Source organism: Streptomyces sp. WAC00040 (genome assembly GCF_056835925.1).
Window position 1 is genome coordinate 317,484 of record NZ_JAKQZE010000005.1, and the last position, 26,366, is coordinate 343,849.

Annotated in this window: 20 protein-coding genes and 2 pseudogenes; 4 read left to right on the plus strand and 18 right to left on the minus strand. The window is 66.3% G+C overall.

Annotated features, from left to right (window positions below; translation table 11 throughout):
- Nucleotides 1-207 precede the first annotated feature (207 nt).
- Nucleotides 208-2,265 (minus strand): hypothetical protein, encoded by a 2,058-nt coding sequence (locus tag MDN94_RS36410; protein ID WP_482730069.1) that lies wholly within the window; start codon nucleotides 2,263-2,265, stop codon nucleotides 208-210.
- Nucleotides 2,266-3,085: 820 nt separating this feature from the next.
- On the opposite strand from MDN94_RS36410, the gene MDN94_RS36415 reads away from it, so the two are divergent.
- From MDN94_RS36415 to MDN94_RS36425, 3 genes are all read left to right on the plus strand, one after another.
- Nucleotides 3,086-4,297: a hypothetical protein gene (locus MDN94_RS36415; protein ID WP_482730070.1), complete on the plus strand. Its 1,212-nt coding sequence runs from the start codon at nucleotides 3,086-3,088 to the stop codon at nucleotides 4,295-4,297.
- A gap of 300 nt (nucleotides 4,298-4,597) precedes the next feature.
- Nucleotides 4,598-5,008, plus strand: a complete 411-nt coding sequence (locus tag MDN94_RS36420) for a hypothetical protein (protein WP_482730071.1) — start codon at nucleotides 4,598-4,600, stop codon at nucleotides 5,006-5,008.
- A complete protein-coding gene (locus MDN94_RS36425; protein ID WP_482730072.1) occupies nucleotides 5,005-5,442 on the plus strand; it encodes a hypothetical protein in 438 nt (145 codons plus the stop codon). The genes MDN94_RS36420 and MDN94_RS36425 overlap by 4 nt, the downstream gene beginning before the upstream one ends.
- Nucleotides 5,443-5,557: 115 nt before the next feature.
- Here MDN94_RS36425 and tnpA read toward each other — a convergent pair.
- Nucleotides 5,558-5,798, minus strand: a pseudogene (gene tnpA / locus MDN94_RS36430) (IS200/IS605 family transposase); the annotation flags it as partial.
- Between the two features lie 2 nt (nucleotides 5,799-5,800).
- Here tnpA and MDN94_RS36435 point away from each other — a divergent pair.
- A pseudogene (locus MDN94_RS36435) lies at nucleotides 5,801-6,106 on the plus strand (zinc ribbon domain-containing protein); the annotation flags it as partial.
- A gap of 15 nt (nucleotides 6,107-6,121) precedes the next feature.
- Here MDN94_RS36435 and MDN94_RS36440 read toward each other — a convergent pair.
- The 16 genes from MDN94_RS36440 to aspA form a co-directional block, all read right to left on the minus strand.
- The gene (locus MDN94_RS36440; RefSeq protein ID WP_482730073.1) at nucleotides 6,122-6,481 is read right to left on the minus strand and encodes a DUF192 domain-containing protein; all 360 of its coding nucleotides are present in this window, start codon (nucleotides 6,479-6,481) and stop codon (nucleotides 6,122-6,124) included.
- A 41-nt stretch (nucleotides 6,482-6,522) separates the two neighbouring features.
- The gene (locus MDN94_RS36445) at nucleotides 6,523-7,140 is read right to left on the minus strand and encodes a pilus assembly protein TadG-related protein (protein WP_482730074.1); all 618 of its coding nucleotides are present in this window, start codon (nucleotides 7,138-7,140) and stop codon (nucleotides 6,523-6,525) included.
- A gap of 97 nt (nucleotides 7,141-7,237) precedes the next feature.
- Complete coding sequence (locus tag MDN94_RS36450) at nucleotides 7,238-7,465, minus strand: hypothetical protein (RefSeq protein ID WP_482730075.1); 228 nt, start codon at nucleotides 7,463-7,465, stop codon at nucleotides 7,238-7,240.
- Between the two features lie 85 nt (nucleotides 7,466-7,550).
- Nucleotides 7,551-8,315 carry a response regulator gene (locus MDN94_RS36455; RefSeq protein ID WP_482730076.1) on the minus strand — a complete coding sequence of 255 codons (765 nt, stop codon included), beginning with the start codon at nucleotides 8,313-8,315 and terminating at the stop codon, nucleotides 7,551-7,553.
- Nucleotides 8,316-8,370: 55 nt separating this feature from the next.
- The gene (locus MDN94_RS36460; protein ID WP_482730077.1) at nucleotides 8,371-9,654 is read right to left on the minus strand and encodes a sensor histidine kinase; all 1,284 of its coding nucleotides are present in this window, start codon (nucleotides 9,652-9,654) and stop codon (nucleotides 8,371-8,373) included.
- Complete coding sequence (locus MDN94_RS36465; protein WP_482730078.1) at nucleotides 9,651-10,547, minus strand: DUF5936 domain-containing protein; 897 nt, start codon at nucleotides 10,545-10,547, stop codon at nucleotides 9,651-9,653. Before MDN94_RS36465 ends, MDN94_RS36460 begins: the two co-directional genes overlap by 4 nt.
- A 9-nt stretch (nucleotides 10,548-10,556) precedes the next feature.
- Entirely contained in the window at nucleotides 10,557-11,369 is an 813-nt protein-coding gene (locus tag MDN94_RS36470) for a type II secretion system F family protein (protein WP_482730079.1), read from the minus strand.
- Between the two features lie 107 nt (nucleotides 11,370-11,476).
- The gene (locus MDN94_RS36475) at nucleotides 11,477-12,832 is read right to left on the minus strand and encodes a TadA family conjugal transfer-associated ATPase (RefSeq protein WP_482730080.1); all 1,356 of its coding nucleotides are present in this window, start codon (nucleotides 12,830-12,832) and stop codon (nucleotides 11,477-11,479) included.
- A 6-nt stretch (nucleotides 12,833-12,838) separates the two neighbouring features.
- Entirely contained in the window at nucleotides 12,839-13,207 is a 369-nt protein-coding gene (locus MDN94_RS36480) for a TadE/TadG family type IV pilus assembly protein (protein ID WP_482730081.1), read from the minus strand.
- Complete coding sequence (locus tag MDN94_RS36485) at nucleotides 13,204-14,853, minus strand: CpaE/TadZ family protein (protein ID WP_482730082.1); 1,650 nt, start codon at nucleotides 14,851-14,853, stop codon at nucleotides 13,204-13,206. The genes MDN94_RS36480 and MDN94_RS36485 overlap by 4 nt, the downstream gene beginning before the upstream one ends.
- Nucleotides 14,850-15,575 carry a Flp pilus assembly protein CpaB gene (gene cpaB / locus MDN94_RS36490; RefSeq protein WP_482730083.1) on the minus strand — a complete coding sequence of 242 codons (726 nt, stop codon included), beginning with the start codon at nucleotides 15,573-15,575 and terminating at the stop codon, nucleotides 14,850-14,852. The genes MDN94_RS36485 and cpaB overlap by 4 nt, the downstream gene beginning before the upstream one ends.
- A 1,154-nt stretch (nucleotides 15,576-16,729) precedes the next feature.
- Nucleotides 16,730-19,645: a helix-turn-helix transcriptional regulator gene (locus MDN94_RS36495; protein WP_482730084.1), complete on the minus strand. Its 2,916-nt coding sequence runs from the start codon at nucleotides 19,643-19,645 to the stop codon at nucleotides 16,730-16,732.
- Nucleotides 19,642-21,741: an AMP-binding protein gene (locus MDN94_RS36500; protein ID WP_482730085.1), complete on the minus strand. Its 2,100-nt coding sequence runs from the start codon at nucleotides 21,739-21,741 to the stop codon at nucleotides 19,642-19,644. The genes MDN94_RS36495 and MDN94_RS36500 overlap by 4 nt, the downstream gene beginning before the upstream one ends.
- Nucleotides 21,742-21,844: 103 nt before the next feature.
- Complete coding sequence (locus MDN94_RS36505) at nucleotides 21,845-23,329, minus strand: APC family permease (protein WP_482730086.1); 1,485 nt, start codon at nucleotides 23,327-23,329, stop codon at nucleotides 21,845-21,847.
- Nucleotides 23,330-23,683: 354 nt separating this feature from the next.
- Nucleotides 23,684-24,376 (minus strand): TetR/AcrR family transcriptional regulator, encoded by a 693-nt coding sequence (locus tag MDN94_RS36510; protein ID WP_482730231.1) that lies wholly within the window; start codon nucleotides 24,374-24,376, stop codon nucleotides 23,684-23,686.
- Nucleotides 24,377-24,922: 546 nt separating this feature from the next.
- Nucleotides 24,923-26,362, minus strand: a complete 1,440-nt coding sequence (aspA, locus tag MDN94_RS36515) for an aspartate ammonia-lyase (RefSeq protein ID WP_482730087.1) — start codon at nucleotides 26,360-26,362, stop codon at nucleotides 24,923-24,925.
- Nucleotides 26,363-26,366: the final 4 nt, after the last annotated feature.

Genomic DNA, 26,366 nt, shown 5'->3' on the forward strand with positions numbered 1-26,366 from the left:
AGCCCGCGGCAAAACCCACACCCAAGCCCTCCTCCGCGAATATCAAGGACCTCGGTTGCTGTTCGTAGGATGCAGCCGCCTACCGGAACAGCATGATCTACCTTGGCCAGGGAGATGCTTGAAGTGGGCGCCTTGTGCGAGGAGCAGCTGACGACGATCCTCGACCTGCTCGACGATCCGTTCTCTTCATGTCCACGCCCGTGCTCGTCACCTGCTGGGGGCGGGTTCCTGTGGAGGAACGGTCTGTTGGATGACCGCCCAGTGAATCTGCAGGCCAACGCCCCTGGATCCGAGCCGGAAGAGTATGTCCTCGATGCTCCGGTCGGGGAAGAAGCGGTTGACGTTGAAGCCCCTGAGCAGGTCGCGGGCGGCGCCGCCCGCACCCGCCATGGGGACGCTGGCCCAAACCAATGGGTTGGTCTCGCCGGGCCGGTAGACCACGGCTGTTGCAAGCGTGCTGCCTGTGACACTCTTGAGGAACCCCTTGGGCGCATCGTAGAGGATCACCTCGCGCCAGTTCTTGGCGTCGCTGATGGCCTTCATCGGCTGCGACGGCAGCCCGGCGCCACCAGACTCCAACCATGCCTTGGGCTTGAGGGATGTCTCGAGTGAGCTGCCCACTCCGTGGACAACGTGCTCGTAGCGGGTCACATACCCCTCCTTCCAGGGATTGTGATGCCAAGCGTCTGCGAGCTGCCTTCCGACCGAGACCTCGTTGCGGACGGACTCGCCAACGCTAGCGAGGTTGTCCCATGCCGAGAGCTTGCCGAGCGCGGCATCGAGCTGTTGATCGGCGGCCTTCATTGCCGACGTGGAGCTGTCCGCAACCTGCTGGGCCTTGCGCAGGTCTCGGGCTATCGTCTCTCGGGCGGACGAGGCCTGCTCCCATGCCTGATGTGCTAGGGCGTGCTGGTCCCGCCGCTGGCGCAGTTCCTTGGCCGTCTCCGCGATCCACTGTCGGTCTCCGGACGTACGGGCCAGCTCGTGCCGTGTCTCGGACTGCCATATGCGTGCCCCGGACGCTTGCAGGCGCTCGGCGTGTGCGTGGATTTCGCGTTCGGCGCGCTGCAGCGCCTCACGCGCGGAGCTGGCCGCATTTCGAGACTCGGACTGCACGGCTCGTGCGCCGTCGTGCACGAGCCTGGCTTCCGCAGCCGCGCCCGCAAGCGACGCATGCTCGGAAGGCAGGCCGCTCACTCCGTGGTCGCGCGCCTCCGCCCGGGCTGCCCGCCAAGCGACAAGCGGGTCGGAGCTGGTAGGGCCGAGTACCGCAGCCACTGGCGAGTCCGCCAGGGAAGCCGAGGCTGGGGTCCGAGCGGCTGATGCGTCAGCGCCGAGCGCCAGGGCGATCTCGTCCCGGGTGGGGACGGTGGGAGAGCTGTCCAGGAAATCCTGCGGCCGGACACCGCTCGGCGGCGCTGACGCAGCAGCGGTCGTTACGGCTGGCGGCGACACGGTCTGCGATGGCGCCTTGGACTTGCCGACGGATGTCACCCACGCCTTGGTCTGGTCCGCGAACGCAACGAATTGCGGCAGCCCGTCTGCCGTGCGTTTGATCTCACCGCTACTTGTCCGCAACTTCTTCAGACCGCTCGTCTCGATTCCTCCGAAGATGCCTGCAGATAGTCCGCTTCCGAGTGCGCTCCAGAGCATCGAAATGTCGTTCGCCTTCCCGGCGATCGCACGCGAGCTCAGATTTGCTAGCACGTCGATCGTCATGTCGCGAACGGCATCGAAGATCATCCGCCCGTAACCGAAGCTGAACGCCTCGGTACGCCAGGCGAGTTTGGAGAACTGGGCAATCCACGTCCTGGCTTGTACGAAGAATCGCACCAAGGACGCCAGCAGCCTGGCCAGCCACTGGATGAACCGGCCGGCCTGCATGACCAGCATTGCGACATACGCCTCGGCAGCGGCGAGGAAGGGCGGGAACAGCGCCGCCGCAGCGGCGAAGGCGAGCGATGCCGCGATCTGGATCCCCAGCTCCCTGAGAATTTCCAGGGCGATCGAATGCTGCTCGGCGTGCTGCTCCTGTTCCCTGGCGATCGCCGAACTGACGGCCGCCGTGTCGAGCAGACCGCGCGCCACCGCTGCGCTATCAATGCGAAAGGTGTCGGAGGCCGGGCCATGCCAAGCCCGCTGCGATCGCGCCATCAGGTCATCGAGCAGCAGCGCCTGCTCCTTCAGGTGGACAGCAAGCTGATAGTGCGCCTCCGCATGTGCCCGCAGGGTTTCCGGGTCACCTCCGGGATCCGGAAGACCCACGGATTGCAGTGTCCCGTCGGCCGGGGCCGAAGCGGTCACCGGCGGCAGCCCAAAGCAGCGACGGAAACGGGGCGGGATGCCCTCAAGGAGGTTCTGGCGGCACTCATGGTCAGCAGCATGCGCTACGAAGTGCACCGGTCAGCAGCATTTCAGGGTAGGCCGCATCGATGTTCAAGGAGTGTTTACGAATTCGCCGTTCGCCATTCGCCGACCACCGCCCTGTCGACCGGATGGCTTCCAGCCAGGAGTATCCGTCACCGAGAGATGGGACCCAGGGCTCTGATGCGCACAGGCCCGGCAAATCTACCGTCCATACATGAGGAGTCGGGCGCGGCAAGATCGCGGTGTGATGAGCCTGGATTACCTGGGCGTCGCCGTACTGGTGATCGTCCTGGTGCTGAGCCTGCTGACCGCCAACGGCCCGGGCTTTGGGATAGCGGGGGGACTTGAACAGTCTCTCTGCAAGCTCACCCAGGCCGCCTCCCGGGTGGTTGGCCTTGACGGGCCGGATACCTGCGATGAGTCCAACTCGGGACAGGTCAGTGCACCGTCGTCGCAGGACCCGGCATCCGTCTGGGACTCCTCCTGGGCCGACGAACAAACACCCTTCTCTCCTCCGGACATTCCGGGTACACCACAGAACCCGCTGCCGCCCCCGCAGACGTCTCCGAACGCGCCGCAGGGCCCCTTGCCGCCGCAGCATCCGCCCAACGGTTCCTCATCGACCGGGAAGCCTGGATGGACGCCCCCCGCCCCTCTGCGTTTCCGGCCGCCCTCTCCTCCCCCGAGGTTCGAACCGCCGACCCCGCAGGAGAACCGGTTGGACATAATTCAGGCCTGCGTCGACCGTGCCGTTTACGAGTCTGCCGGCGGCGGGTTCACCTTCTTCGGGATCCATGCCGGAGGGGGCGTCGAGAAGAAGCTGTTGCTCCGGGGGGACGGCAGCGCGTGGGTGCATAAGAAGGGCGGGGGCGAATTCGGACTAGACATCGTCTTCGGTGGTCGCGGGGCCGCCGGTTCCGTCGGCTTCGGCGCCGGTTTCCAGGCCACGCTTTCGGGCTCATACACGGAGAACCGCAGGTTCGACGAATGGTCCCAGGCCGAGGCGTTCTTCCACGACGGCGACCACGCGCATCCTCCCGACTCACGCACCTTCAACGTGGGGATCCAGGCGGGAGCGGGACTCTCGTACGGGGCGGGGTCGGCGGAGGTCAAGGTCGGGGCCGGTGGCAAGTACACAGTCTTCGACAACCGCGAGCTGTACAGATCGCTCGGATCCGCCTATTCCGGCTACCTCTCCGCGACGGCGAAGGCCTCACTCGGCTTGAGCCTCCTGGGTGCGAAGAGTGATGTCCTCGGCCTGCACGGTCAGGTCACAGGCGACATCGCGTACACCGTCTTCTACAACACCAAAGGCGAACCCGTACGCCTCACCATCGAGGGGGAGGCCGAGGCCAAGGGCGGAGCCGGACTCAGCTTTTCCGGCGCACACAAGGGAGTTTCAGGCGGCGCCAAGATTAACTCCTCCAAGGGCACGAAGTGGAACCGCCAGTGGACTCTCGATCTGCGTGATCCGAGGAACCGTGACGTCTTCGACAGGGCGTTCTCGAGAGCCGACTGGTTCGCCTTGCCAGGCAACGACATTGGCGCAATGGGCGAGCTGAGGGAGCGCATCGAGGAGAGTGCCATCGAGACCGTGTCAAAATACACCAGTCACGGTGACGGCGCCGAGGTGGGTGCCAAGCCGGACGACCCCGGAAAATGGGGCGGGACCATCGGCGCCGGAATATTCAGTTTCGGCATCCAGAGCCAGCGTGCGGAGGGCACCTCGCAGCTCGAAGGCAGCGAGACCATGTATCTCGACCACCAGGACGGCGCGAAGGCCATTTGGAAACCTCTGAGCAGCGCCGGCAAGTGCGGCAAGCAGAAGTACCCCGAGTACTGCGAGCGACAGCACGGCAAATGCCCCGATGAAACCGGGCGGAAAGAGGACGAGGGGCCGACCGAAGAAGAGTGGAACCAGATTTGGTGATGCACGACCGCTCGAATGCCTGAGAGAAGGGCGAACATGGACCAGCGGATACCGCGGATTGCGGTGACGTTTCTAGCGGTCGCGGCAGCAGTCGCCGGCTGCAGCCTGCCTGACGGCAGGCACCCGACGCGCTCCGCAAGGCCCATCCCTGCGGTGAGCCCCAGCTATGCAGCCCACGTCCCTGAGGGCTGGTCCCGCGGCCATGTGGAAGGCCTCACCTTCGCGCACCCTGGTGAACTGACGCCCAGGTCGGCGGAAGACCGGGCACAGCCGGGCGCCGAGATGGAGTTGGGAGGTCCCGTGAACGAGAGGATCCCAGTCTCGCCCGGTCTCTTCGTGTTCGAGCAGAGGGACTCCTACGGGGACGCGCGCGTCCAGGCCATGACGCTCGTCCAGAACTACAAGGCGCAGCTGGGAGTTGAACCGGTGAGGCCGGCCGAGTGGCTGGACGTGCCGGGGGCCGAGGCCGCATTGCTCCTGGAGTTCGCGTTCCTGCACAAGGACGGACAGCATCCACGGGGCGTGCCCAGCAGGCAGTTCGAGATCTACGTGCAGACACCGAAGGGCGGCCCGCTCTACGGCATCCGGTTCGGCGGTCCTGCCTCGTATCTCCGGCGCGAGACAGCCGACCGCCTCGTCCGCACGCTGCGCATCACGGCACCCGCCACTGCCAAGCCGTCCCCCGAGCCGACCTCCAGGAGGTCACCGTGAAGCTGTCCATAACGATGCGGAAACCCCTCCGGCGTGCGGTGCTCCGCGCCGCCCTCGTGTCGGCGCCCACGAGTCTGCTGCTCTCCTGGATCCTGCGGGCACGAGCGACCACACTGGTCGACATGGTGGGGCTGAAGCCCTTCACCGTCATCGTGGTCCTGCTGGGCGTTCTCATCGCCATGACCGCCGGGTACGTGGCCGCCGTTCCGCTGTTGCAGGACGGCGAGCGAAGGCGCGTCATCATGGGAACGGCCTCGCTGGGAGCCGCAGTGGGCTGGCTGCTGTTCCCTGGGCTGCCACTGGCTGCCGACGCCGAGGGTGTCACTCACACCATTAGAGCGCTCTACACCGATCTCCCGCTGTGGGTCGGCTCCGCCTCCGCCGGTGGCTGGGTGGCACTCCTGACCGGGAACCGGCAGTCGTTGGACCGCTGATTCCGCCGCTACCTGGTCTAATCGCAGTGCACCGGGCTTTAGCCCGGTGGTGAAGCGATTCTGAGAAGTGCTCTGACCCGCGCTGTGCGCACGGGTCCGCACTGTCGACCTCAGCTCAGACGGGCCGGTTCTGCTGCTCGATGTACTGCTTCACGATCGACAGGAGCCCAGACGACTGACCCGGCGAAGTACGAGCCGGACCACAGCCGCCGTGCCCGCCAGTAGTGCCGGACCAGTTCCGGATACTCCCGGCGGAGCCTGCGGGAACTGACGCCCTTAACGCTGTTGACCAGCTTGGACAGGGCAACTTTCGGCGGGAAGTTTACGAGCAGGTGGACGTGGTTGTTCTCGCCGTTGCAAGGCCGCGAAGTTCGGTCGCAGCTTCCACCGCATCGGACGGTTCGAGCCGACCTCCCAGGTCTGCTCGGCCTGCGGCGTCAAGGACGGTCCCAAGCCCCTGCACATCCGCGTGTAGGAATGCGGGGCTTGCGGGGCCGTCCTCGACCGGGACATCAACGCGGCGGTCAACGTCGCCAATGCCGCCGGACTGGCGGTGCCAGCCTGTCGAGCGCAGGTAAGACCGGTACGCGTACCGGCCCAGCGCGGTGACGCAGGAACCCACCGAGACGGTCAGCCGACCGTGATAGGAATCCCCGGACTTTAGCCCCGGGAGCGGAAGTCAAGCCGGGAGGAGACGGATGACCGAGCCAGGGACCAGTCTCCACGCCTCCCAGGTGCCGGCCCGGGCCTCGAGCACGCACCGCGCACCCGATCGCGGCAGCGCAACGCTGCCGGGCCGCATCGTGGAAGTTTCGAGGACGCAGAGGTCTCGATTGAGGTAAGCAACGTCGATGGCGTACCTCATGCCCACAGCGTGCACCGAGGACGCCGGGGCCAGCAGCAGCGCCCCGGTCACCGTTTGCGTGCCGAGCAACCCTCGAAGCCGGGAGCGCAGGGAAGTGGCCACACGGACCACTCCTACGCGCCGACCGTCCACACACAGAAAGGCGATGGTGCCGTCGGTCATTATCGGGCGCATGGTTGCCTTTTCATTGTCAGACGTTTTCCGGCTCACTGGCGTCAACTCACCAGGCGCACGTTGAACAGGTCCACGGCACGCAGGTGCGGCAGAGCTCCCTTAGTGAGGCGAATGGCGGCTGCCCCGGGACAGCGCAGTTCAACAGGCCTACTCGGAGCTGGTGGTTCCCAGCCGGGGACCGGGGCGCGTACGGCAGCACAGCGCGGAGTGACACGGGCGCTTGCCGTGGCCTCGCCCCTGACCTCGCCCCGTTTGACCATGCTTCCGTCGAAGGTGGCCCTGGTGCGTACACCCGCCCGCACCTCGCTCGCCCCGGCGGAGAAGGAGACCAGGAGGGCGTCATTACGTCCGGCGTAGGCAGTTGCAGCCGCTAGCGCACTGCTCTCCGGTACGACGCCGGCGGCACTCACGAGCTGTATGACACGTGCCCAATCGTCGGCTTCCGCCGCGTCGTGCACCTGCCGCGACCATGCCCGGTCGACAGCCGAGGCTCCAGCGAGTGCGGCGGCGTCTGCGGCTGTCCTGGCCCGGCTGTGCAGCTCGCTTGCGAAGCCGACCTGGAAGAAGGCGAGGCCCAACGCCAGAAGGGCGATACACGCAGCGAGGAGGAGCAGGGATACCTGCCCCTCCTCACCGCGGAACTGGGATGGTGTCTTCATGGGCGCAGATTTCCTCGGTCCTGGTCGCGAGGTTTTGATTCGGGGTCCTGCTTCTCGGCGGTGCCATTCGCGATTGCTCGAAGCTGCAGCCGACGATTCAGCCTGCCTTGCCCTTCAGCTTGTCGACGAACTCACCGAGCGCGGATCCGATCGAGTCGCCGAGCTTCGTATTGAGCAGCGCAACAATCACTGCCACAACGAAGACGGCGATGCCAAGGTATTCGAGCGATGTCTGGCCCCGATCCTTCGACCGGGCCGCCTCCACCAGTCTTTCCTGGGCCTGGAACAGGAACACTTGCAGTGCGGCGACAATCCTGTCAATCATAGTTATACCTTCCTGCGCTCTCGTACCTCCGTCGATAGCAGAGAGAATAGAAAGGATTGAATTATCGGCGACAGGGCTTGAGGGCCTATTTCCGTACTCGCTCGTGGGTCCGTTCGGCGGTGCCTTCGACGGTCATCGCGCAGTTAGATTGACTCACACCAGAACCATCCCCGGAGAAATTGTCGTTCTGCGACGTGCCGAGCCAGCGGGCCATGGCCTCCGCACGGTTGCGGACATCGAGCTTGCTGAAGATGTGGTTGACATGATTCTTCACGGTCTTCTCGCTCAGGAAGAGCTCCTCCGCTATTCCCCCATTGGTGAGTCCGCGGGCGACGAGATCCATGATTTCGCTCTCCCGCCGCGACAGGAGGCCTGCGACCCTGGCGGTACGGGGCCGAGAGGCACCCCTACCTTCATCACGCACCTGACGCATCATCAGTGCAGTGGCAATTGGAGACAGATGTGCGGACTGCTGGCCATCCCGCTGTACAGCGCGCAGCAGTTCGTCCGGGGTGAAGTCTCCGTAGACGAGATAACCCGAGGCACCGAGCCGAATCGCGGTAGCGATAGCTGCCACGTCCTGGGCGTAGGTCAGTATGAGCACTCGGGCCCTACCTGCGAGCGCGGGCAAGACGCTGAGGCCGTTCGCGTGCGGCATGCGGATGTCGAGCAGAACGACATCGGGGCACCGGCTCTTCGCGAGTTCGACGGCGGACAGGCCATTGTCGGCCTCGCCGATGACCTCGAGGCGCGGGTCCGTCGCCAGCAGCGCCCGGAGTCCTGCACGGATCACGGCGTTGTCATCCACGACAAGCACGCGGAGAGGTTTCGCTATGCGGGTGTCATTCATATGTCACTCCTATTCGTGGGCACACCGCTGCAGGCTGACACTCGGCCGGATAGGGCTACTTGCGTGCGCCGGTCCGGTGGCGAAGTCGTTGACCGGGTACGGGGACAGGTACGTGGGGCTGTCCCCGAGGCCCCGGGATCCCAGTGGAAGCGGCGCCGTCGTTGGGACCTCTGCGCGGGACCTGCGCGTGTACTTCGGTGCCCCCATGTAGCCCGCCACGTACGCTCAGTGAACCGCCGACCTGCACTGCGCGCTCATGCATGCCGAGCAACCCGTAGTGGCCCCGACGGCGGCCTGCCACAAGGTCGGTAGCCGAGGCACCGAGACCGCGTCCGTCGTCACAGACACGCAGGCGGAGCAGGCCGCCGTCAGTGCTTACTGTCACGGAGACATAGGTGGCACCGGCATGTCTGGCCACGTTGGCCAAGGCCTCGTCAAGAATCGCGAGCAACTGGTAGCGAACTTCGATATCGAGATCACTGCCGGCGTCGTCAGCGACCTGCACCGTCCAGGCGACAGCCGCACGTTCGGCCCATGCACCGACAATCCCCTGAATGGATTCCCGCAGCGGTTCGTCCGGCGAGTCCCGGCGGAGTGCATGGATCAACTCACGGGCTTCGCGTGCGGCCTGACGTCCGGCCCCCGATACGTTCGATGCGCCCGCAGCAAGTCCGGGATGATCACGTCCAGCCCCCCGTCGAAGCGCCTCGGCGGCAAGGACGATGCCCTCGATCGTCTTGCCGAGGGAGTCGTGCATGTCGCGGGCGAGTCGGGCACGTTCCCGCGCCGCACCGAGGCGCCGGCCTTCCTCGGTCACCTGCCAGCCCACCAAGGTCAACTGGTCCAGGATGTGGCGCAGGGAGACACCAACGGCAGCAGCGATGACGTGCAGTGCTGGCACCGTGGCAACGGTGCCAAAGCTCACGGGCTCCGCCTGGATCCGGACGAGCAGCAGCACCACGCAGATATACGTGCCCAGGTCAAGGATGGTGAACAGGACTGCGCCACGGCTCCTGTACAGGATCCCGGCAAGGGTGACTGTGCTCATCCCGAAATACGCGAAGGGGCTACCGAGCCCGGCAGCCGCGAGCAGGAACGTGGCGACGATCACGTCGGTCACGAGGAGAGCGGGGTACCGGGTCAACGTGGGGCCCAGCCTGGGCCAGTACCTCATGAGCAGGCAGGACGCCACCATGGACAGGGCAAGTGCCGCGACAAGCAGTAGCGACAGACCAGCGACTCCCGCGTATGCGATGGTCAACACAGTGACTGCGAACCGGAAGGCAAAGATCATCCGGCACAGATCGGAACCACTCCGCGCGGTGCGCTCCGCGGTCATCCCGGTCCTCCTATGAATTGGGAAAGGTCGATTCCGGAGCCGATGAACAGCGCCCCGCCGAGCAAAAGGACGGTCGCGGGCAGCAGCACGAGCGTCACGATGGCGCTCACCTTGGGCACGGCTCGGGCTGCCCGGCGGCGCGCGTTCTGGGCGGCTTCCCTGCGGATGTCGCCAGCGATCATGATCAGTGCCTCGCTGAGTGGAGAGCCCAGCTCTTCGGCCTGGAGCAAAGCGGTCACGAACTTCCCCAGTTCCCCTCCGGGGTTACGCTCGCGCAACTGCTCGAAGGCTGAGCGGCGGCTCATGCCGAGGTCCATCTGGCGTAGCGATGTGGTGATCTCCTCGCCGAACGATCCCGCCTGGTGAGTGGCGACGCGCTCGAGCGCCTGCCGGAACCCGAGGCCCGCGCTTACGGTGACCGTGAGCACGTCGAGGAAGTCGGGCAGAGCACTCTCAATCTCCTCCTGGCGCCGACGGATTGCCGAATTGAGCGAGATGTCGGGCCAGAACCAGCTCAACGCGAGAATGAGCCCTGCCACCAGGAGCATCCCGTCGGCAAAGAGCACCGTGGCAAACAGGGATCCGGCGATCACCATGCCCGCGCGCCTTGCGGCGAACCGCTCGACGGTCAGGCCATTGGGGTTCCCCGCCCTGTCCAGACGTGCCCGAAGACGCGTCACACGCTTCGGTCCGAGGGCCCCGAGCAGCTGCTGGGCGAACCTTCGGCCGATCATCTCCAGCACCCGGTGCGTCGAGGGAGGCCTGCGGCGCGACAGTCCGGAGGCCGCGGCCAGGTCGCCGGGCAGCCGTACTTCGGCGCGGAACAGGCCGTAGCCCCAGCACAGGACGACGAAACAGGCGGCTGCCGCCGTGCCCAACCACATGTGCTCCATCCCTCCTCCTCAGCTCTCGATCCGGGTGAGTCGGCGGATCAAGACCGTCCCGACAACGTAGAGCGCGGCGGAGACGACGAGCACGGCCTGCCCCACGGGGGAACTGGTCATCAGCCGAAGCGACCCGGGCTGAATGGCGTTGATGAGGAGCAGGCTGCCCACGCCCATCGCCGGAACCATGTACGTCGTGGCGATGACCTGGGCGAGCTGCGTGCGGACCTCACGGCGCAGTTCCTTGCGCGCCTCCAGCGTCCCCGAGATGTTCTGCAGGGCGGTCACGAGCGAACCGCCCGCTCGCGCCGACAGAACAAGCGTTGTGACGAGGACGTTCAACTCACGGGAGGGAAGGCGGGCATGGAGCAGCTCGAGGGCATCTGTCACCGGTTGCCCGAGCCGCATGCCCTCGCACACCTGCCGTAGTTCCTCCCCAGCCGGGTCGTCCATTTCGTCAGCCGCCATGGTCATGGCGGTGCGAAGGGCGAGACCTGCCGACGCCGCGTTGGACAGGACCCGGGCGATCTCCGGCAACTGATTGACGAACCGCTCGCCGCGCTGTTTCCTGCGCCGCTCGAGGACCACATAGGCGGTATAGAGGACAGTGCCGGCAGCAGGCGGGCCGAAGAACGGAGCGAGCAGGCTGGCCACGGCCACGCTGGCGAGGGCGGCTCCGCCAAGCGCCAGCAGACAGAACGTGGCCACAGGGATGTGCAGACCGGCACCCGCGATACGTCGGCCGAGCAGGCGACCGAAACGGGTACGCCGCAGCCAGGCGTCCAACTGTCGTAGGAGTGGCAGGCGCGCGCCGTCTTCGCGTGGCCGCACACGGTCCAGGAGCCTGCTTCTGCGACGGTGTCCCCCCCAATTGACGAGGGCACCGCAGCATGCCAGCAGGTACACGGCAGATGCGGACATGGCGATCCCTACAGTGTTCACGGCAGAAACACCTCCTGCCCTCCAACCCCAGTGACCGGCGGGCCGGACGCAGGGGCCACAGCGAAGCCCTTGGGGACCCGTTCGCCAGCGAGCATGAGCCGGTTGCCGATCACATGCGGCAGTGTCAGGTGGCGGAAGCGGCCACGCACGAACCGCTCGGGACCCACCGGTTCCTGATGAAAGTCGGCGATGGTGTCGAGCCGGAACTCCTCCCGGCGTTCGGAGGCGATCGCGGCGATCTCCGTGACCCGGCGCAGGCCGTCGGCGCCCCGCGCCAGGAAAAGGATCACGTCGACGGCGCTGTTGATCTGATCGCGCAGCGCCTCGAACGGGATGGACAGTTCGCTCATGCTCGCCAAGGTCTCGAGACGCATCACCGCGTCCACGGCCGAGTTGGCGTGCACAGTGGCGAGCGAGCCCTCGTGGCCCGTACTCATCGCCTGGAGCATGTCCAGGGTCTCGCCGCCGCGCACCTCGCCGACGATGATGCGGTCGGGGCGCATCCGCAGGCTGTTGCGCATCAGGTCGCGAATGGTGACCTGACCGCGGCCCTCGATGTTGGGTGGCCGGCTCTCCAGGCGGATCACGTGCTCCTGCTGAAGCGACAGCTCGGCCGCGTCCTCGATCGTGACAATGCGTTCGCGTTCAGGGATGAACGCGGACAGTGCGTTGAGCATGGTCGTCTTCCCGCTCCCGGTGCCGCCGGAGACGATGATGTTGAGCCTGGCCCTGACGAGTGCGGCCAGCAGTTCCGCGGTCTCCCCGTCGAGGCTGCCCATGGCCACCAACTCGCCGACGGTGTAAGGGGTCGGGAAGCGGCGTATCGTCAGCGCCGGTCCGTTCAGTGAGAGGGGCGGAACGATGACATTGACCCGCTCGCCGGTCGGCAGCCGGGCATCGACCATCGGACTCGATTCGTCCACCCGGCGGTTTACTGCCGACACGATGCGGTCGATGGTCTGATAGAGCTGGTCGGCACTGGGGAAACGGGTGTCGACGCGCTCCAGGCGACCGGCGCGCTCGACGAAGATCGCATCCGGCCCGTTGACCATGATCTCGGTGATTGACGGGTCTTCGAGCAGCGGTTCCAGGACTCCGAGGCCCAGCGCCTCGTCGACAACGCGCCTGATCAGCTGGGAGCGCTCGTACGTGCTGAGCACCGGGCCCTCACGCGACAGCATCCGGCCCAGAACGCGCTCCAGCCGGGCCCTGCGCTGGGCCTCGCCGAACGTGGACAGCTCGGCGAGGTCGACCTCCTCCAGCAGCCTGCGCCCGTAGACGCCGACAAGGGCGGAGGTTCCTCCTGGCTCCTCGTTCTCCGCCTCGGGGGCCATACGTTCACGCAGTCCCATGGCGGGTCACCTCTCTGTCGGCATGTCGGCGGTGCGCGTGATGTGCACGGGGCGGAAAAGGCTGACAACGCCTGGGACGGGGACCGATACGGAGGCATGGCCGTCGGCTACATTGACGGTCGCGCTTGCCCGCAGCCACGAGTCGAGCGCGTCCACACCGACGGCGGAGCCGTTGCCGCCGAGGACGTCGGCACGCGCGGCGGCACGTGCGGCGCCTTCCGCCTGCTGGGCCACGTAGACCGCGACACCGAGCTGGAGCACGACAGAGACGACGAGCAGCAGGAGCGGGAGCAGGCCGAGCAGTTCAAGAGACACCTGTCCACGCTGTCCCTCCCGCAGTGCCAGGAGTGCGCGGGAGACGGTCCGGCCGTTCACGAGCCCGCCTCAGCGACGACTTCTGCGCGCCCCGAGATGTGCAGTGGCACCCGCCAGATGCCGGGGAAGATCAACGGCACCGACAGGTCCACGCTCACCGCGTGCGGCACGGAGTCCACGTGGCCCCCGAGCGGGCGGCGTTCGACCTCCACGTGGGCTTCTCCATGCCAGCCACCTGGCAGATCCCTCAGGACGGCCGCGTTTATGTCCTGGCCAAGTGCGGCGGCGCGCGCGCCCTCAGCCGCAGCATGTCCGGCGAACATCAGGGTCAGAGCGAGCAAGACGCCCTCCCAGGCCGCGACGATGACGGCGAACAGCACCGGAAAGAGGCCGAGGAACTCGATGGTGGTCTGGCCCGTGTCGCGCGAGCGCGCCGCGCCATGCACTTCGTCCTCTTGGGCTCCCCCGACGTTCTTCCCGTGCCGTGCGGAACGACTGCGCCGCTCCGAGCGCCGCTTGACGGCCCCTCGACCTTCGGTAGAAGCACCTCGTCCAGGGCCGGTAAGGCCCAGCTCAGCAGCGAGCGAGGCGATGCCCTGGATATACGGGCCCGACGTCAGTTCGTGCGGGCGACCGGTGTTCAGGGACATTTCGATGTCCTGGAAACGGGCGGGCAGCGAGGTCGCGGCGAGCGGCGCACCGACCGCGCGGCCGACCAACGACGGCTGGATCTCCCTGCGGCGGCTTGCCCGGTTGACGACCAACAGGATCTCGTCCTCCTTGCGCACCTGCAGGCGTTGCCAGAACTGGATCAACCGTTTGGCCGCCCGCAAAGCGAGCACATCGGGCGTGGTCACGAGGAGGACGCGGTCGGCAACCTCGATCGCCGCGGTATTGGCCTGGTCCATGGATGCCCCGACATCAGCGATGACGACATCGAAGTGAGTGCGCAACGCACTGACAAGCTGGCGTGCGGCCCGAGGAGATACCCCCTCGCCCAGCTCTCCCTCGGTCGGCGCGAGCAGCAGGCGCAGCGACGACTCATGGGTGTACACGGCCTCGTGCAGCACGCGGCCCGTGATGTCGTCCGCGACCTCGGCCAGGTCGACGACCGAGCGGCGGAATTGCACGTCGAAATAGGCGCCGATGTCGCCGGTCTGCAAGTCCAAGTCCACGAGGCACACCGCCTGCTGTGACCGGCTCGCGGCGAGCGCCAGGTGCACGGCGAGCAGCGTCGTGCCGACGCCGCCTTTGGCGCCCGCTACGGCGATGACCTGGCCACGGCCGCCGTCGAGTTCCGTGCCGGCTGCGGAGCTCTGGCCCCGTACCGCCCGGGACCAACCGGCGGTGGCGTGCAGCCTCGTGTCCAGCGCCTCTAGCGACAGCGGGAGCGTCAGTACCCCGCGGGCGCCGGCCTCCATGGCCGCGCCCAGGATCTCGGGAGTGCCCTCTCGCGCCAGGAGAACCACCCCGGTACCGGGGTGACGCAGGATGATCTCCCGTACGAGTTGGAGGGCCGGCGTCGGTCCGAGGTCCTCGTGGAGCAGAACCACATCCACAGTCGTGTGCAGAGTGGCCATCGCATCGAGCAGGTCCTCGGAAGAACTCAGGCTTTCGTCGACGGAGCAGTCGCCGATCTCAGAAAGTAGGGTGCGGACCAGCCGCAGCAGTGCAACGTCCTTGATACCGAGCAGGATGTGTGTCATCGATTGCCTCCCTGGGCGGACCCCGTGCTGTCAGGCTCCAGTTCATAGGTCCGGTGGTCCGGATTGATGACGGTGTTGGAGCCGGGGGCGACAATGGCGAGGCGCACCTTCGTCGCGAAGCTCTCCGCGTAGGCGACGCGCTGGGCATCCAACGGCGTCAGGGCAAAAGTGATGGGGACGACCTGGCTGGACGCCGCGTCGTGAGCGACGTCGTCTATCGTCGTCATCCTCCCGACGTCGATCACGCGTGCGGCGGGCACGATGATCCGTGACTTGGCGGGCTCCCGCTCCGTGCCGGGAAAGGTCGCGAAGATGTCCACGGTCGAACCCGAGTTGATCTTGCCGGCAACGCCGGTCTCCGCGTTGATGAGGATCGCGATCTCACGTTCGCCCGGCTGCAGTTCGGGCGGGTCAGTGACCATGTCGCCCTGGAGATACGAGCCGGCGGACAGGTCGGAGACCGCAACCTTGCCCTCGAGTTCCGAGGTGTCGCTGAGCGTCGTCGGGGAGACCCAGCGCTCCGGCAGGAGGACAGTCTCTACAAGAGAGGGACCAAGCGGCCCTTGAGCAGCAACATTTTTCTTCAGCGCGAGTACGGGTACGAGGGGGCCGACCTGGCTCTTGACCTCTCCGATGAACCGGGAAGTGGCGACGAACACAGCGAGGGCACCGACGGTCGCGAGCAGGACGAGGAGTAGACCGAAACGCTGGCGGGGGTTCACTCAGCACCTCCCTCGAAGAAGCCGGGCATGGGTTGCGGGGTCTCGCGGGACGGTTCACGGTGAGTTGTCACGCGTCCTGCGGCTGTCGCGGAGGAGGCCGCGCAAGTCCGTCCCGGATGCGACGTGGCGCCACACAACTGGCATGCGACGGCAGGAGCGCCAAGCGCCGTGCCGGCGGGGTACTCGAGGCGAGCGGGGGCGGCGACGAACTCCACCGCTCGGGACGTCCCCCACCACGCGGCGGCCTGCGACGCTTGAGGCAATTCCAGGACTGTTGCGGCGTCCAGCCGCGTGGCCACGAATGTCCCTGCCCGTCCGGCGTTACCGCCGCGGGAGGACAGCACGACCTTGCATGAGGGCGCCGCCGGATCCTGTGGAGGGTGCCAGTTGCGGGCCGGGATGACCGCTGCACTCCCGTCCAGGAGCACAACGAACGCAGTCCCGGGCATGTACGACTTCAAGTGGGCGCCCAGCCGTACGGGCGCGTGCTCGAACCGGGCCACGCTCGGCGTCCACGCACCGATCGTCAGCTGTCGCGCCAGCAGAGTCACGGTGGACACCACTTGGGACGACTCATGAACTGTCCGGGCGATTGAAGCCAGCTGATGGGCCACCACGGCCAAAGCGAGCGGTGGGAGGCCGGTGTCCATGAGAGTAATCGCCGCCGGATCTAGCATGCGGCGTACCGAACGCAGTCGTGCCCGCGCTGCCCAACCCAGCCACAAGGGCACCAGGAGCAGGGTGTGCTGCGCTTCGGTGCATAGATCATCGAGTCGCTCGAACAACTGCTCCACACCAGGGGCCGTGGCCTCCGTCAGAAGGAGCGGCGTGGGTGCGGCAGGCTCGTAGAGCTGGACGGGTGGAAGGTCCACTGGTAGCACGATCTGAAGCATGCGCGGGGTTACCTTTCTCGGCGCTGCCTGGGCAGGGGCGCCTGCAGGCACATACGCCCGGTGTGCGCGGGCACTGTAGGCCTTGGGCCCGCCATTGGGCCCCTGACCCCGAGGTCAGGGGCCCAATGGTGCGGGCCCAACACTGTCAGCGCACCCTCGCCGAGACATCCGCCATCTCGCCCGTCCGCTTGGCCCCCACTCCCGTTGTGACGGCATGTCACCGGCAGCATTAAGGGCGGGGATCGGGGGTACACCCCCTCGCTACCCCGCCCCAGCCCGGCCGTAAGTCCGGGGCAGAATCGCTCCGGAGGTGGTGCCCTCAGGCGGGCGGCTAGCCAGCTCAGGGCCGAGGCCGTGTTGAAGCGCTACCACGGCCACCTCGACGCGTGAGGAGAGACGCAACTTGGCGAAGATGCTGGACAGATGGGCCTGAACCGTGCGCGGCGAGAGGAAGATAAGCGCCCCGATGTCCGGGTTTGAGCGACCCTCTGCAACCAGTGCCACGATCTTGAGCTCAGTGCTGGTCAGAGCGTCCCATCCAGTCTTCGGCTCGCTACGAGCTCGGCCTCCGCGTCGCACGCCCGCAGCAGCGAGAAGACGCGCCGCGCGTTGCGCGTCCCCCCTCGCGCCGAGGTCCTCGTAAAGCTTCAGCGCCGTATGAAGCTCCGGACGGGCCTCGTCCATGCGGCCCTCTCGTGCGAGGACTACCGACGCGCCCTCCCTGGCATAGGCCTCGAACAGCGGCTGACGTGCACGGCGGTACGCATGTGCCGCTTCGTGAAGCGCCGCAGCGTCGCCGGCGGCGAGGCCCCTGCCGTACGCGGCTGCCGCTCGAAAAGTCTCCGTAGGCTCACGCGTCGCCAGCGCTTCCAGCGCGTCGGCGAACCATCGCAACTGGGCCATGTCGTCCAGCTGGAAACACAGGCGCGCTATGTCGTGGACGAGGCGGTACGCGCCGATGTTCGCCATCTCGTCGTCGACTCCCTGTTGCCAAGGGTCGAGCAACAGGCTGAGCGCCTGCTCCGGCTCACCGGCGGCCTCCCGACCGAGCGCACCGGCTTCTCGCCGCACGAATGCGAAGAGACCTGTTTGGTCCTCGGTCTCGGGATCTGCAATGAGGTCAGGGACCTCCTGCCGCTCTCCCCGATGAATGCGAATGACGGTCCGCTGACTGCGCAGCGTCTGGCCGAGACCAAGACAGTCGGGAATCTGCAGACCGGCTGCGATCTCCGCAAGGGCGTCGTCCCAGCGTCCCGAGTCGATGCCTAGGCGGGCCATGCCGAGGTGATACCAGACCGCAAAGATGGCGCCGTCGTGTTCGCAATCTCGCAGCCCCTCAGTGAACTCCTCGTGCGCCTCGGAACGGCGGTCCAGGTCCAGAAGGATGAAGGCGCGTACGAAGTGGGGGACCATCGGAACGTCGGGCCGCACATCAAGGGATCCGAGAATGGCTATCGACTCGTCGATCAGCTCGAGAGCGTGGCTGCTGCGCGATGCGTTCATCTTGGTCATCGCAAGCACATAAAGGCCTAGTGCGATCGCGCGGGCATCTGTGCAGGCGCGACCGCCGGCCACGGCGCGCTCTGCGCAGTCCACGGCTCTGTCGTGCCGTCCCGACAAGGCGTGGCACTGGGCGGCGAACCCCTGAAGCAGCGCGGCCTCGGCAGGTCCCGTGTCCGGGGACTCCAGGGCTGCTGCGGTCTCCTCAATGGCTCGTTCTAGTTTTCCCTGTTGGAAGAGCGCTAGCGACACCAGCCGGCGATACCCGGCTTCCGTGCCAGGCTCGGGGAAAGCGGCCATGGCATGGGCGGCCACTCGTTCCGCCGCCGCGGGTTTGCCAGCGCCAAGCAGCGCCCGCGCCAATTGATGACGAAGCGTCCCGCTGCGCCTGTCGTCTTGGCCGACGACGGCGAGAGCCCGCTCGAGCATGACTGCAGCCGTCGCGGGAGCACGCATCACGAGGACGTCGATCGTACCCATGAGCCAGTCCACTGTGCGCACGTCCAGGTGCACGCCCGCGAGCAGGAGGTACTCTGCGACGCGCTCCACAGGGGCACCCCCCTGCGCGAGTGCCTGCCCGGCCTGCAGCTGCAGAGCGGATCGAACGGCGGCAGGCATGCCTTCGGCCAGTGCCTTTCGAATAATTTCGTGCCGGAAGACAAGATGTTCTCTGGCGTCAACGATCAGTCCCGACGCGAGCGCCTCGCTGATCGCACCCCAGAGTTGGATGACGGAAATTCCCAGCACGGTCGACAGTTCTCCGGGGTCGACCTTGGGGCCGAGTACCGCAGCCACCTCCAAGACGTCCTGCGTATGTTGCGGAAGGAAGTCGAGCCGCCTGACGACCATTTGCGCCAGTGATCCAGGAAGTGGCGTGGCGTCCACGCCGGTGGCGGCTTCGGCGTATCCACCGCCGATCCGGATGCTGCCGTGCCTCTCGTGAGCCGCCACCAGCTCGGACACATACAAGGGATTCCCGGCTGCTGGAGCCACCAGATCGAGCAGTGTCCCGTGCGGGCGCGCGCCTACCAGGCGCTCGACCAGCTCGGCAACCTCCGGACTACCCATGGGGCCAATCCGCAGCCACTCGGCCCCTCTTCCTTCCAAAACCCGCAACAACCCTGGCAGGTCCCCCGAGCGCGGTAGCGGCCGCACGGCCACAGCCACGAGGAGCGGGGTGTGTGCGAGCGCCTGCTGAAGACGAGCTAGAACCTGCAGGCTGGCTGCGTCGGCCCAGTGCAGATCGTCGAGCAGCAGCGCCCCGGGTCCCAGAGCGCACCATTCGTTGACCACGTCGAGAATGGCCTCGGTAACCCTGAACTCCCGGTCGCTGGCCGAAGGCACGCACTCACCCCGCAACAGGGCGAGGACTCGGTCCAATCCGGTCGGCGGCGGGCCTTCACGGGTGCGCAGGCAGGAGTGAATCGCCGCGAACGGCGCCTTGCTTTCCAGCTCAGAGCCCGTTCCGCGCAGTACGCGGAGCCCCGCGCGCGCGCATTCGGCGGCAAGGGCGTTGAGTAGCGCAGTCTTACCGATGCCGTGCTCGCCCTCGATGACGACCGTCGTACCGTGGCCGGACACGGCACGCGCAACCAGATCGCTCAGTGTTGCCAGTTCCCGGGCCCGTCCTACCGGAGGCTTGGCGGTTTCGACTGGCCCCAAACCGTCAGGGATCACGTCGGCCCCTCCAAGCCGCTGCCCGGGTGTGCCAGCTCCGCGAGCGACCTCCGATCGATCTTCCCATTGGCCAGCAACGGGAGTTCGGAGACGATCTCAAAGCGCTTGGGCCGCTTGTAGTTCGCCAACCAGCGCCGGCACAGGTCCCGGAGATCGGCCGTGGATACTGCGCTGTCCGCCTTTGTGCAGACGTACGCGACCCCAGCCTCCTGGTAGACCGGATCAGGTATCGCCACCACGGCCGCATGTGACACTTCAGGATGGAGTTCGAGCACCATCTCTACTTCACGGGGGTATACGTTGTAGCCACCCGACTTGAACATGTCGGAGATTCGCCCGACTAGCTTGACCCGGCCGTCGATGCGCTCCACCCCCAGGTCCCCCGTGCGCAGGAAGCCGTCCTCCGTGAACGCCGCGGCGGTGGCCTCCGGCTGACCGTGGTACCCCTGCATCATGCAAGTGTTCCGGACCTGGATCTCGCCCGGCTCTCCTGGCGCCACGGGGTGGCCATCCTCGTCGACGATGCGGAAGCTGAGCCGTGGATCAGGGTGGCCCACGGTCAGCGCGAGCACTTCGTCACTCTCCTCGTCGCCGCCAGTGCAGGAGACAGCGACGCAGGACTCGGTGAGCCCGTAGATGGAGCCCAGCCTGGCGCCCGTCCGCCGTAGTGCTCTGATCAGTGAGATCGGCATGGCGGCCCCGCCCCAGGTGATGTACCTCAGTGCGCTGAAATCGGCCCTGTCGAAGCCGGGCCGCTCCACGGTGAGGTAAAACATCGTGGGGACCCCACCCCAGTGCGTGATTCGCTCGCTTTGCAGCAGCCTGAGTGCCTCATCGGGGTCGAACCGCTCCTGGTAGACGAGGCAGCCGCCCATCGACACAGGCAGTACACCGAGGTCCATCACCCCGCCGACGTGGTTCACAGGGAGGTAGGACAGCGTGCGCATGGACGGATATCCCTGATAAGCGCTCTGCAGCCAACAGGCGTGGCTCAGCGCCGCTGCCGAGATCATCGCGCCCTTGGGCCGGCCCGTGGTTCCCGAGGTGTACACGATCAGGGCGGTGTCATCCCCGCCGCACGCGGCTGCCGCGTCGGTGATCACCTCGTCGGGCAGTGCGTCGCCTTCGGCGAGGAACGCCTCGAACGACACGGCCTCGTGACTGCGCCAGGCACCACCGATGGTGATGATCCGTCGCACACTACTCACTCGGTCGGCGAGTTCGTCCATGTCCGCCCGATAGTCGTGTCCCTCGAATCCACTCAGGGCGAAAAGCAGGACGGGCCCGCTGTCCGCAACCACGTGCTCAAGCTCACGGAGGGTATGCCGAGGGTTGAGTCCCACCCACACGGCGCCGATCTCGGACAGGGCAAGGAACAGCGTCAGGAACTCGGGGCGCGGCGTCGTCAGGGCGGCGACGCGGTCTCCCCGCCGCACGCCGGCACGCAGCAACGCTGCGGCGCATCGTCGCACATCGCGCTCTCCGTCGGCGTACGTCCTGCGACGACCGTCGAGTACGTCCAATTCCGCCTTCGGGCGAAGGCTCGCCCAGTGATGCAGGAAATCTACGGCACGGGTCACCTCGGGGACGTACACCTGGCCAGCGTCCGCCTGTCCGAAGACGGTGCTGCTTCCGCCGTCACTCGTCACGAACAGCGATACCCAGTCAGCGACCATCGCGGGACCGCTCTCCCCCTCCACCTCCAGCGTGTTGCGGGTCAGGCAGCGCACCCGACCAGGTCCCTTCTCCACGAGCTCCAGGAGCTCGGCGCGCAGGCGTACCCGCTGGCCGACGAGCACCGGCCGGAGAAAACGGACCCGGTCGACTCCGTAGTTGAGGCCGTACCCGTTGCCGAGGTCCAGGCCGAGATACTTCTTGTGGAAGGCCACGACCATCGAGAGCAGAAGAAACCCGGAGACTAGATCGTCGCCCCAGGGGTCGCCGTTGTCCGGCACAAAGCCCAAGTAGTCCTCGTGCAGTAGGGCCGAGCGCTGGAAGGCTCGCTCGGACTGGCGGGTAACGGGCACCCAGTCGCTGACGAACAGTTCCTGGCCGACCGAATCGCGCAGCGCGGGGAGCGTGAGCGCAGGTGCCATGATGGGGGCGATCCTCTCGGGATAATTGATTGGACGAGCACGCCCGTCATGGGGCCCGCTGTTTGCTGGGCGGCTGGGCCAGTGGCGATGGGCTCGCTGACAGCTAGTCCCGGGAGCCGGGCACGCCGTGGTCGCTGTCTAGGAGTTCGTAGGCATCAGGACGGTGCGAGCGCAGCCAAACGGCGCGCCAAGACACGAGCAGCGCCACAGCGACGACCAGCCACGGCAGGCTGTTGATGAGGAGTGAATCCGAACCGGCGAGCGTGTCGAAGTTCTGCATCAGCAGCATGGTTGTGGCGATCAGACCGGTGAAACCGATCAAGGGAGCGATCACCGTTCGCCACCAGTGCCGGCCTTCGTGACTGCGGAAGTAGACGACCACCGCGATCGCGACAACGGCCTGGAGCAGCACGATGGCCAGCGTGGAGAGGCCGCTCATCGTGGTCGTCAGGTTGCGGTAGGGGTGAAGCCCGGCTGCGGCATACGCCAACACGACCGCGACGATCAGGCCGGACTGCGTGAGGCTGGCCAGGTGCGGAGAGCCATGGCGGGGATGCGCGCGGCCAAGGAACCTGGGCAGGAGGCCCGCCCTGCCCATGGTGTACAGGTACCGGGACGCGACGTTATGACCCGCCATCAGGCAGGCAAACGCCGAGGTGATGACCAGCAGTTCGAAGACGTAGAGCATGACCTGTCCCAGGAACTGATGGGTCAGCCCCAGGAAGAGGGCTCCTGCCTCCTCCCCCGCAGCTTCGCGGACGTTGCCGGGCCCAAGGGCTCCCACGACAAGCCAGGAGGTGAGGCAGTAGAAGACGCCGATGATTGAGACGGCGATGTACGTGGCCCGAGGGATGCTCCGTGCCGGATGCTTGGCCTCGCGGGCGTAGATCGCGGCGGCCTCGAAGCCTACGAACGAGCCGAATGCGAACATGAACGCCACGCCTGGCGCGCCGGAGAAGACGGTGCCGGGCTCGAACGAAACCGTGGGGAACGCGGCAGCGCCGTTCTGGACAATGATGGCTATGTCGAGAACAACCAGCATGAGGACTTCGAGGGCCAATAGGACAGCCAGCACCCGGGCGGAGATGTCGATCCGCCGGTAGCCGAGGACGGCCATTACCCCGATGAACACCAGGCTGTAGATCCACCAGGGGACAGAGGCGCCGAGCAACGCCTTCGCAACAATGTCGGTGAAGTACCCGACGCCGCCGGCGAGTGCGATGGCCAGCGCGTTGTAGGCGACCAGCGCGAATACACCGACCGCCGCGCCGGAAGGGCGGCCCAGCGATCGGACGACGTAGGTGTAGAAGCCTCCGCCCGAGGTAATACGGCGGCTGATCGCGGCATATCCGACGGCGAAGCAGAGCAACGTCAGCGTGGCGACGAGATAGGCACCCGGCACTCCTGCGCCGTTTCCGATGCCCAACGAGAGGGGGACGGTGCCAGCCATCGCGACAAGCGGCGCCGCGGCGGCTGAAACAAGGACAACGAGCCTGCCGGTGGAGAGGTTGCCTCGCAGCCCTGCGTCCGGGACGGTACCGGAGGCGGGTATGGAGAGCGTGGACCGGCCGGGATCCTGAGCAGTCAAGAGGGCACTTCCTTGCAGGAAGGATCAGCGGGAACGACCGGACGGGTGCGTCTCCGGCCCAGGAGCAGGGGCAATACGAGGAGGCAAGTCGCCGCGACACCGGCAAGGCAAGCACCCGGGTACGTGATCCCTCGCGTAAACCAAGTTATTACTTATGTTTGGAGGCTACTCCGGTCCAGACCGGCCGGTCAACCGGAATCACTACCCTCACTCTGTCTATATTGATCTTGATATGCCCGAAATGCAATGGTTTCGAGTGCGGCAAAGGGTAGCTCTGACAGAAAAGTGGGTGCCGAATACACCGATTTGCGTGATCCGACTGCAGAGCCCTCAGCCGCCGAAGCAGCTCCAGGATCAGGCAGACCCGCTGTGGGCCCCGGTGAAATACGGCTCCAAGTAACGCTTGGTAATCGCACGTGCTTCATCGATTACGTTCTCGTCATACGGCCGGCCGTTTCGGAAGGCCAGGTCGAGCAGCCGCGTCACGGTTTCGCTAATCACCAGGGCCACCACGAAGGCATGGTCAGCGCTCAACCCGGGGTTGCGCGCGCAAAGTGCTTCGCCGAGGTACGAGGCGGAGCGCTGGGTGGACTCGTCGTCCAGACGGCGCAGCTCCGGAATCGCCTGCATCGCGGTGCGCAGGGCCACGCCACCCGGCGCTTCGCTCCGCATGCGCACGAATCCGTTGATGATCCCGTCGATGTACCCCTGCCAGTCCTCGACGGTGGCCAGCTCCCCGATCTGAGCGGCGAAGAAGTCGCCACGCTCCTCTTCAAGGTGCGCGAACAACTCCTGGACGATGGCGATCTTGTCGGGGAAGTAGGAGTAGACCGTGGCAACGTTCACGCCCGCGCGGGAAGCTACGGCGTTGGTGTTGAGCGCGGGTAGGCCGGACTCCACAAGAATCTCGGATGCGGCCAGCAAGATCTTCTTGATGGTGCGCTGCGCCCTGGCCTGGACAGGCTTTCGCCGCCGCACCAGCGGCACGGTGTCAGAAATCTGTTCGGCCATGGTCACCATGCTGCCATGTAGCGCGGAATCGCCCATCAGCGGCACGCTGCCATCCTCCGTGCCTGCGAGGCAACCCATGTGTAGCGACATAACGCGATGAGAGGCTCCGTCGTCCCCTCCGCTTAGCCCGGAGCCTGCGAAGGTGGTTCGACTCGTATAAGGAGAGACAGCGGCTCTGGGCCCGCGTGGCATCGGTGCCCGTGGCCGCTCCGCGTGCACGCGCCTGCGTGCACACCGAGCTGGTACAGGGTGCCGGAGGAAGCGTGGCCGATCCTTCGCCGGCAGCGACGAGGTTGCCCCGGGCGCCCCAGGCCCGGCCACCTGGCGGATGTCTGCACTGCTCTCGTAGGCCATCGTGGGGCGTGGGACGGGCTCGGCAAGCCCTGCTGAGGCCGATTCGCGGCTGTTCCATAGGACTGTTGCGATGACGGTGTGCCGTTGAGCACCCAGTCCCGGCTGCCGCCCCCTGCCCCCCAGCCGGGCGGCAGCGACGCCCCGGTACCCGTCTGTCCACACGGGTACCGGGGCCTCGTACTTCAGCACTGCCGACGAACCACACACACGACGGTCTATCCGTTGATCTCAGCCGAGATCCGTTGTTGCGCCCCGCGGAGGCGACGTGACCACAGCCTCACCCGCAACTTCCTCCGGGCGGAGCAGCTCGGCGAGCCTCCCGGCGGGGAGCAGGTTTCTCTCGAGCACGAGGTCGGCCACCCCCCGCCCCGTCGCCAGGGCCTCCTTGGCGATGCTGGTGGCCGCCGTGTAGCCGATGTGCGGGTTGAGAGCAGTCACGAGACCTATGGAGTTCTGCACCATTGCCCGCATGTCCTCTTCGTTGGCTGTGATGCCCGATATGCAGCGTTCGGCAAGAACAATGCAGGCGGATCTCAGGTGCGTGATGCTCTTCGACAGGGAGTGATAAATGATCGGCTCGAAGGCGTTGAGCTGGAGCTGACCTGCTTCGGCGGCCATGGTGACGGTCATGTCGTTGCCGATGACCTCAAAGGCCACCTGGTTGACGACTTCAGGGATGACCGGGTTGATCTTGCCGGGCATGATGCTGGACCCTGCCTGCACCGGCGGCAAGTTGATCTCTCCGAGGCCGGCTCGGGGGCCCGAGGACAGCAGACGAAGATCATTGCAGATCTTGGACAGCTTGACGGCGATGCGTTTGAGCACGCCGGACAGGTGCACGAAGGCCCCGCAGTCCTGAGTGGCCTCGACCAGATTGGTGGCAGTCACCAGCGGCAAGCCGGTGATGGAGACGAGATGCTGTCGCGCCGCCTCCGCGTAGCCCGCCGGGGCATTGAGCCCGGTGCCGATCGCGGTCGCCCCGAGATTGATCTCGTGGACGAGCAGGACGGCTTCACCAAGGCGGCTCTGGTCCTCCTCCAGCATCACCGCGTACGTAGCGAACTCCTGGCCCAAGGTCATGGGGACCGCATCCTGGAGTTGAGTGCGCCCCATCTTGAGCAGTCCGCGGAACTCGACCGCTTTCGCTGCGAACGCCTCTCGCAACACCGACATCGCGTCGAGCAGTTCGCCGACCGCGATGATCGTGGCTACGTTGACGGCTGTCGGGTAGACGTCATTCGTGGACTGGCTGAGGTTGACATCCTCGTTCGGATGCAGGTGATCATGGTCCCCCTTGGCATGACCGAGGATCTCCAGCGCACGGTTCGCGATGACCTCGTTGGCGTTCATGTTCGTCGACGTGCCGGCACCGCCTTGGATGACGTCGACCACGAACTGGTCGTGGAAGTGACCGTTACGAATCTCCCGGCAGGCAAGGGCTATCGCGTCGGCTTTCTCAGCAGTGATCAACCCGAGGCCCTGGTTTGTACAGGCAGCCGCCTCCTTGACCGCCGCGAAAGCCTTGATGAGGTGGGGGTATGTCTGAATCGGAGTACCGGTGATGGGGAAGTTCTCCACCGCGCGGAGCGTGTGGATCCCCCAGTACGCGTCGGCGGGGACCTGTCGGTCGCCAAGCAAGTCGTGCTCGAGGCGGTGTGTCTCAGTCATCGGT

Excerpts from the sequence above, each read along its gene's own strand:
- MDN94_RS36440 (WP_482730073.1), bottom strand. The coding sequence starts at position 6,481 with ATGCGCCCGATAATGACCGACGGCACCATCGCCTTTCTGTGTGTGGAC.
- MDN94_RS36445 (WP_482730074.1), bottom strand. The coding sequence starts at position 7,140 with ATGAAGACACCATCCCAGTTCCGCGGTGAGGAGGGGCAGGTATCCCTG.
- MDN94_RS36450 (WP_482730075.1), bottom strand. The coding sequence starts at position 7,465 with ATGATTGACAGGATTGTCGCCGCACTGCAAGTGTTCCTGTTCCAGGCC.
- MDN94_RS36455 (WP_482730076.1), bottom strand. The coding sequence starts at position 8,315 with ATGAATGACACCCGCATAGCGAAACCTCTCCGCGTGCTTGTCGTGGAT.
- MDN94_RS36460 (WP_482730077.1), bottom strand. The coding sequence starts at position 9,654 with ATGACCGCGGAGCGCACCGCGCGGAGTGGTTCCGATCTGTGCCGGATG.
- MDN94_RS36465 (WP_482730078.1), bottom strand. The coding sequence starts at position 10,547 with ATGGAGCACATGTGGTTGGGCACGGCGGCAGCCGCCTGTTTCGTCGTC.
- MDN94_RS36475 (WP_482730080.1), bottom strand. The coding sequence starts at position 12,832 with ATGGGACTGCGTGAACGTATGGCCCCCGAGGCGGAGAACGAGGAGCCA.
- MDN94_RS36485 (WP_482730082.1), bottom strand. The coding sequence starts at position 14,853 with ATGACACACATCCTGCTCGGTATCAAGGACGTTGCACTGCTGCGGCTG.
- MDN94_RS36500 (WP_482730085.1), bottom strand. The coding sequence starts at position 21,741 with ATGGCACCTGCGCTCACGCTCCCCGCGCTGCGCGATTCGGTCGGCCAG.
- MDN94_RS36510 (WP_482730231.1), bottom strand. The coding sequence starts at position 24,376 with ATGGGCGATTCCGCGCTACATGGCAGCATGGTGACCATGGCCGAACAG.
- aspA (WP_482730087.1), bottom strand. The coding sequence starts at position 26,362 with ATGACTGAGACACACCGCCTCGAGCACGACTTGCTTGGCGACCGACAG.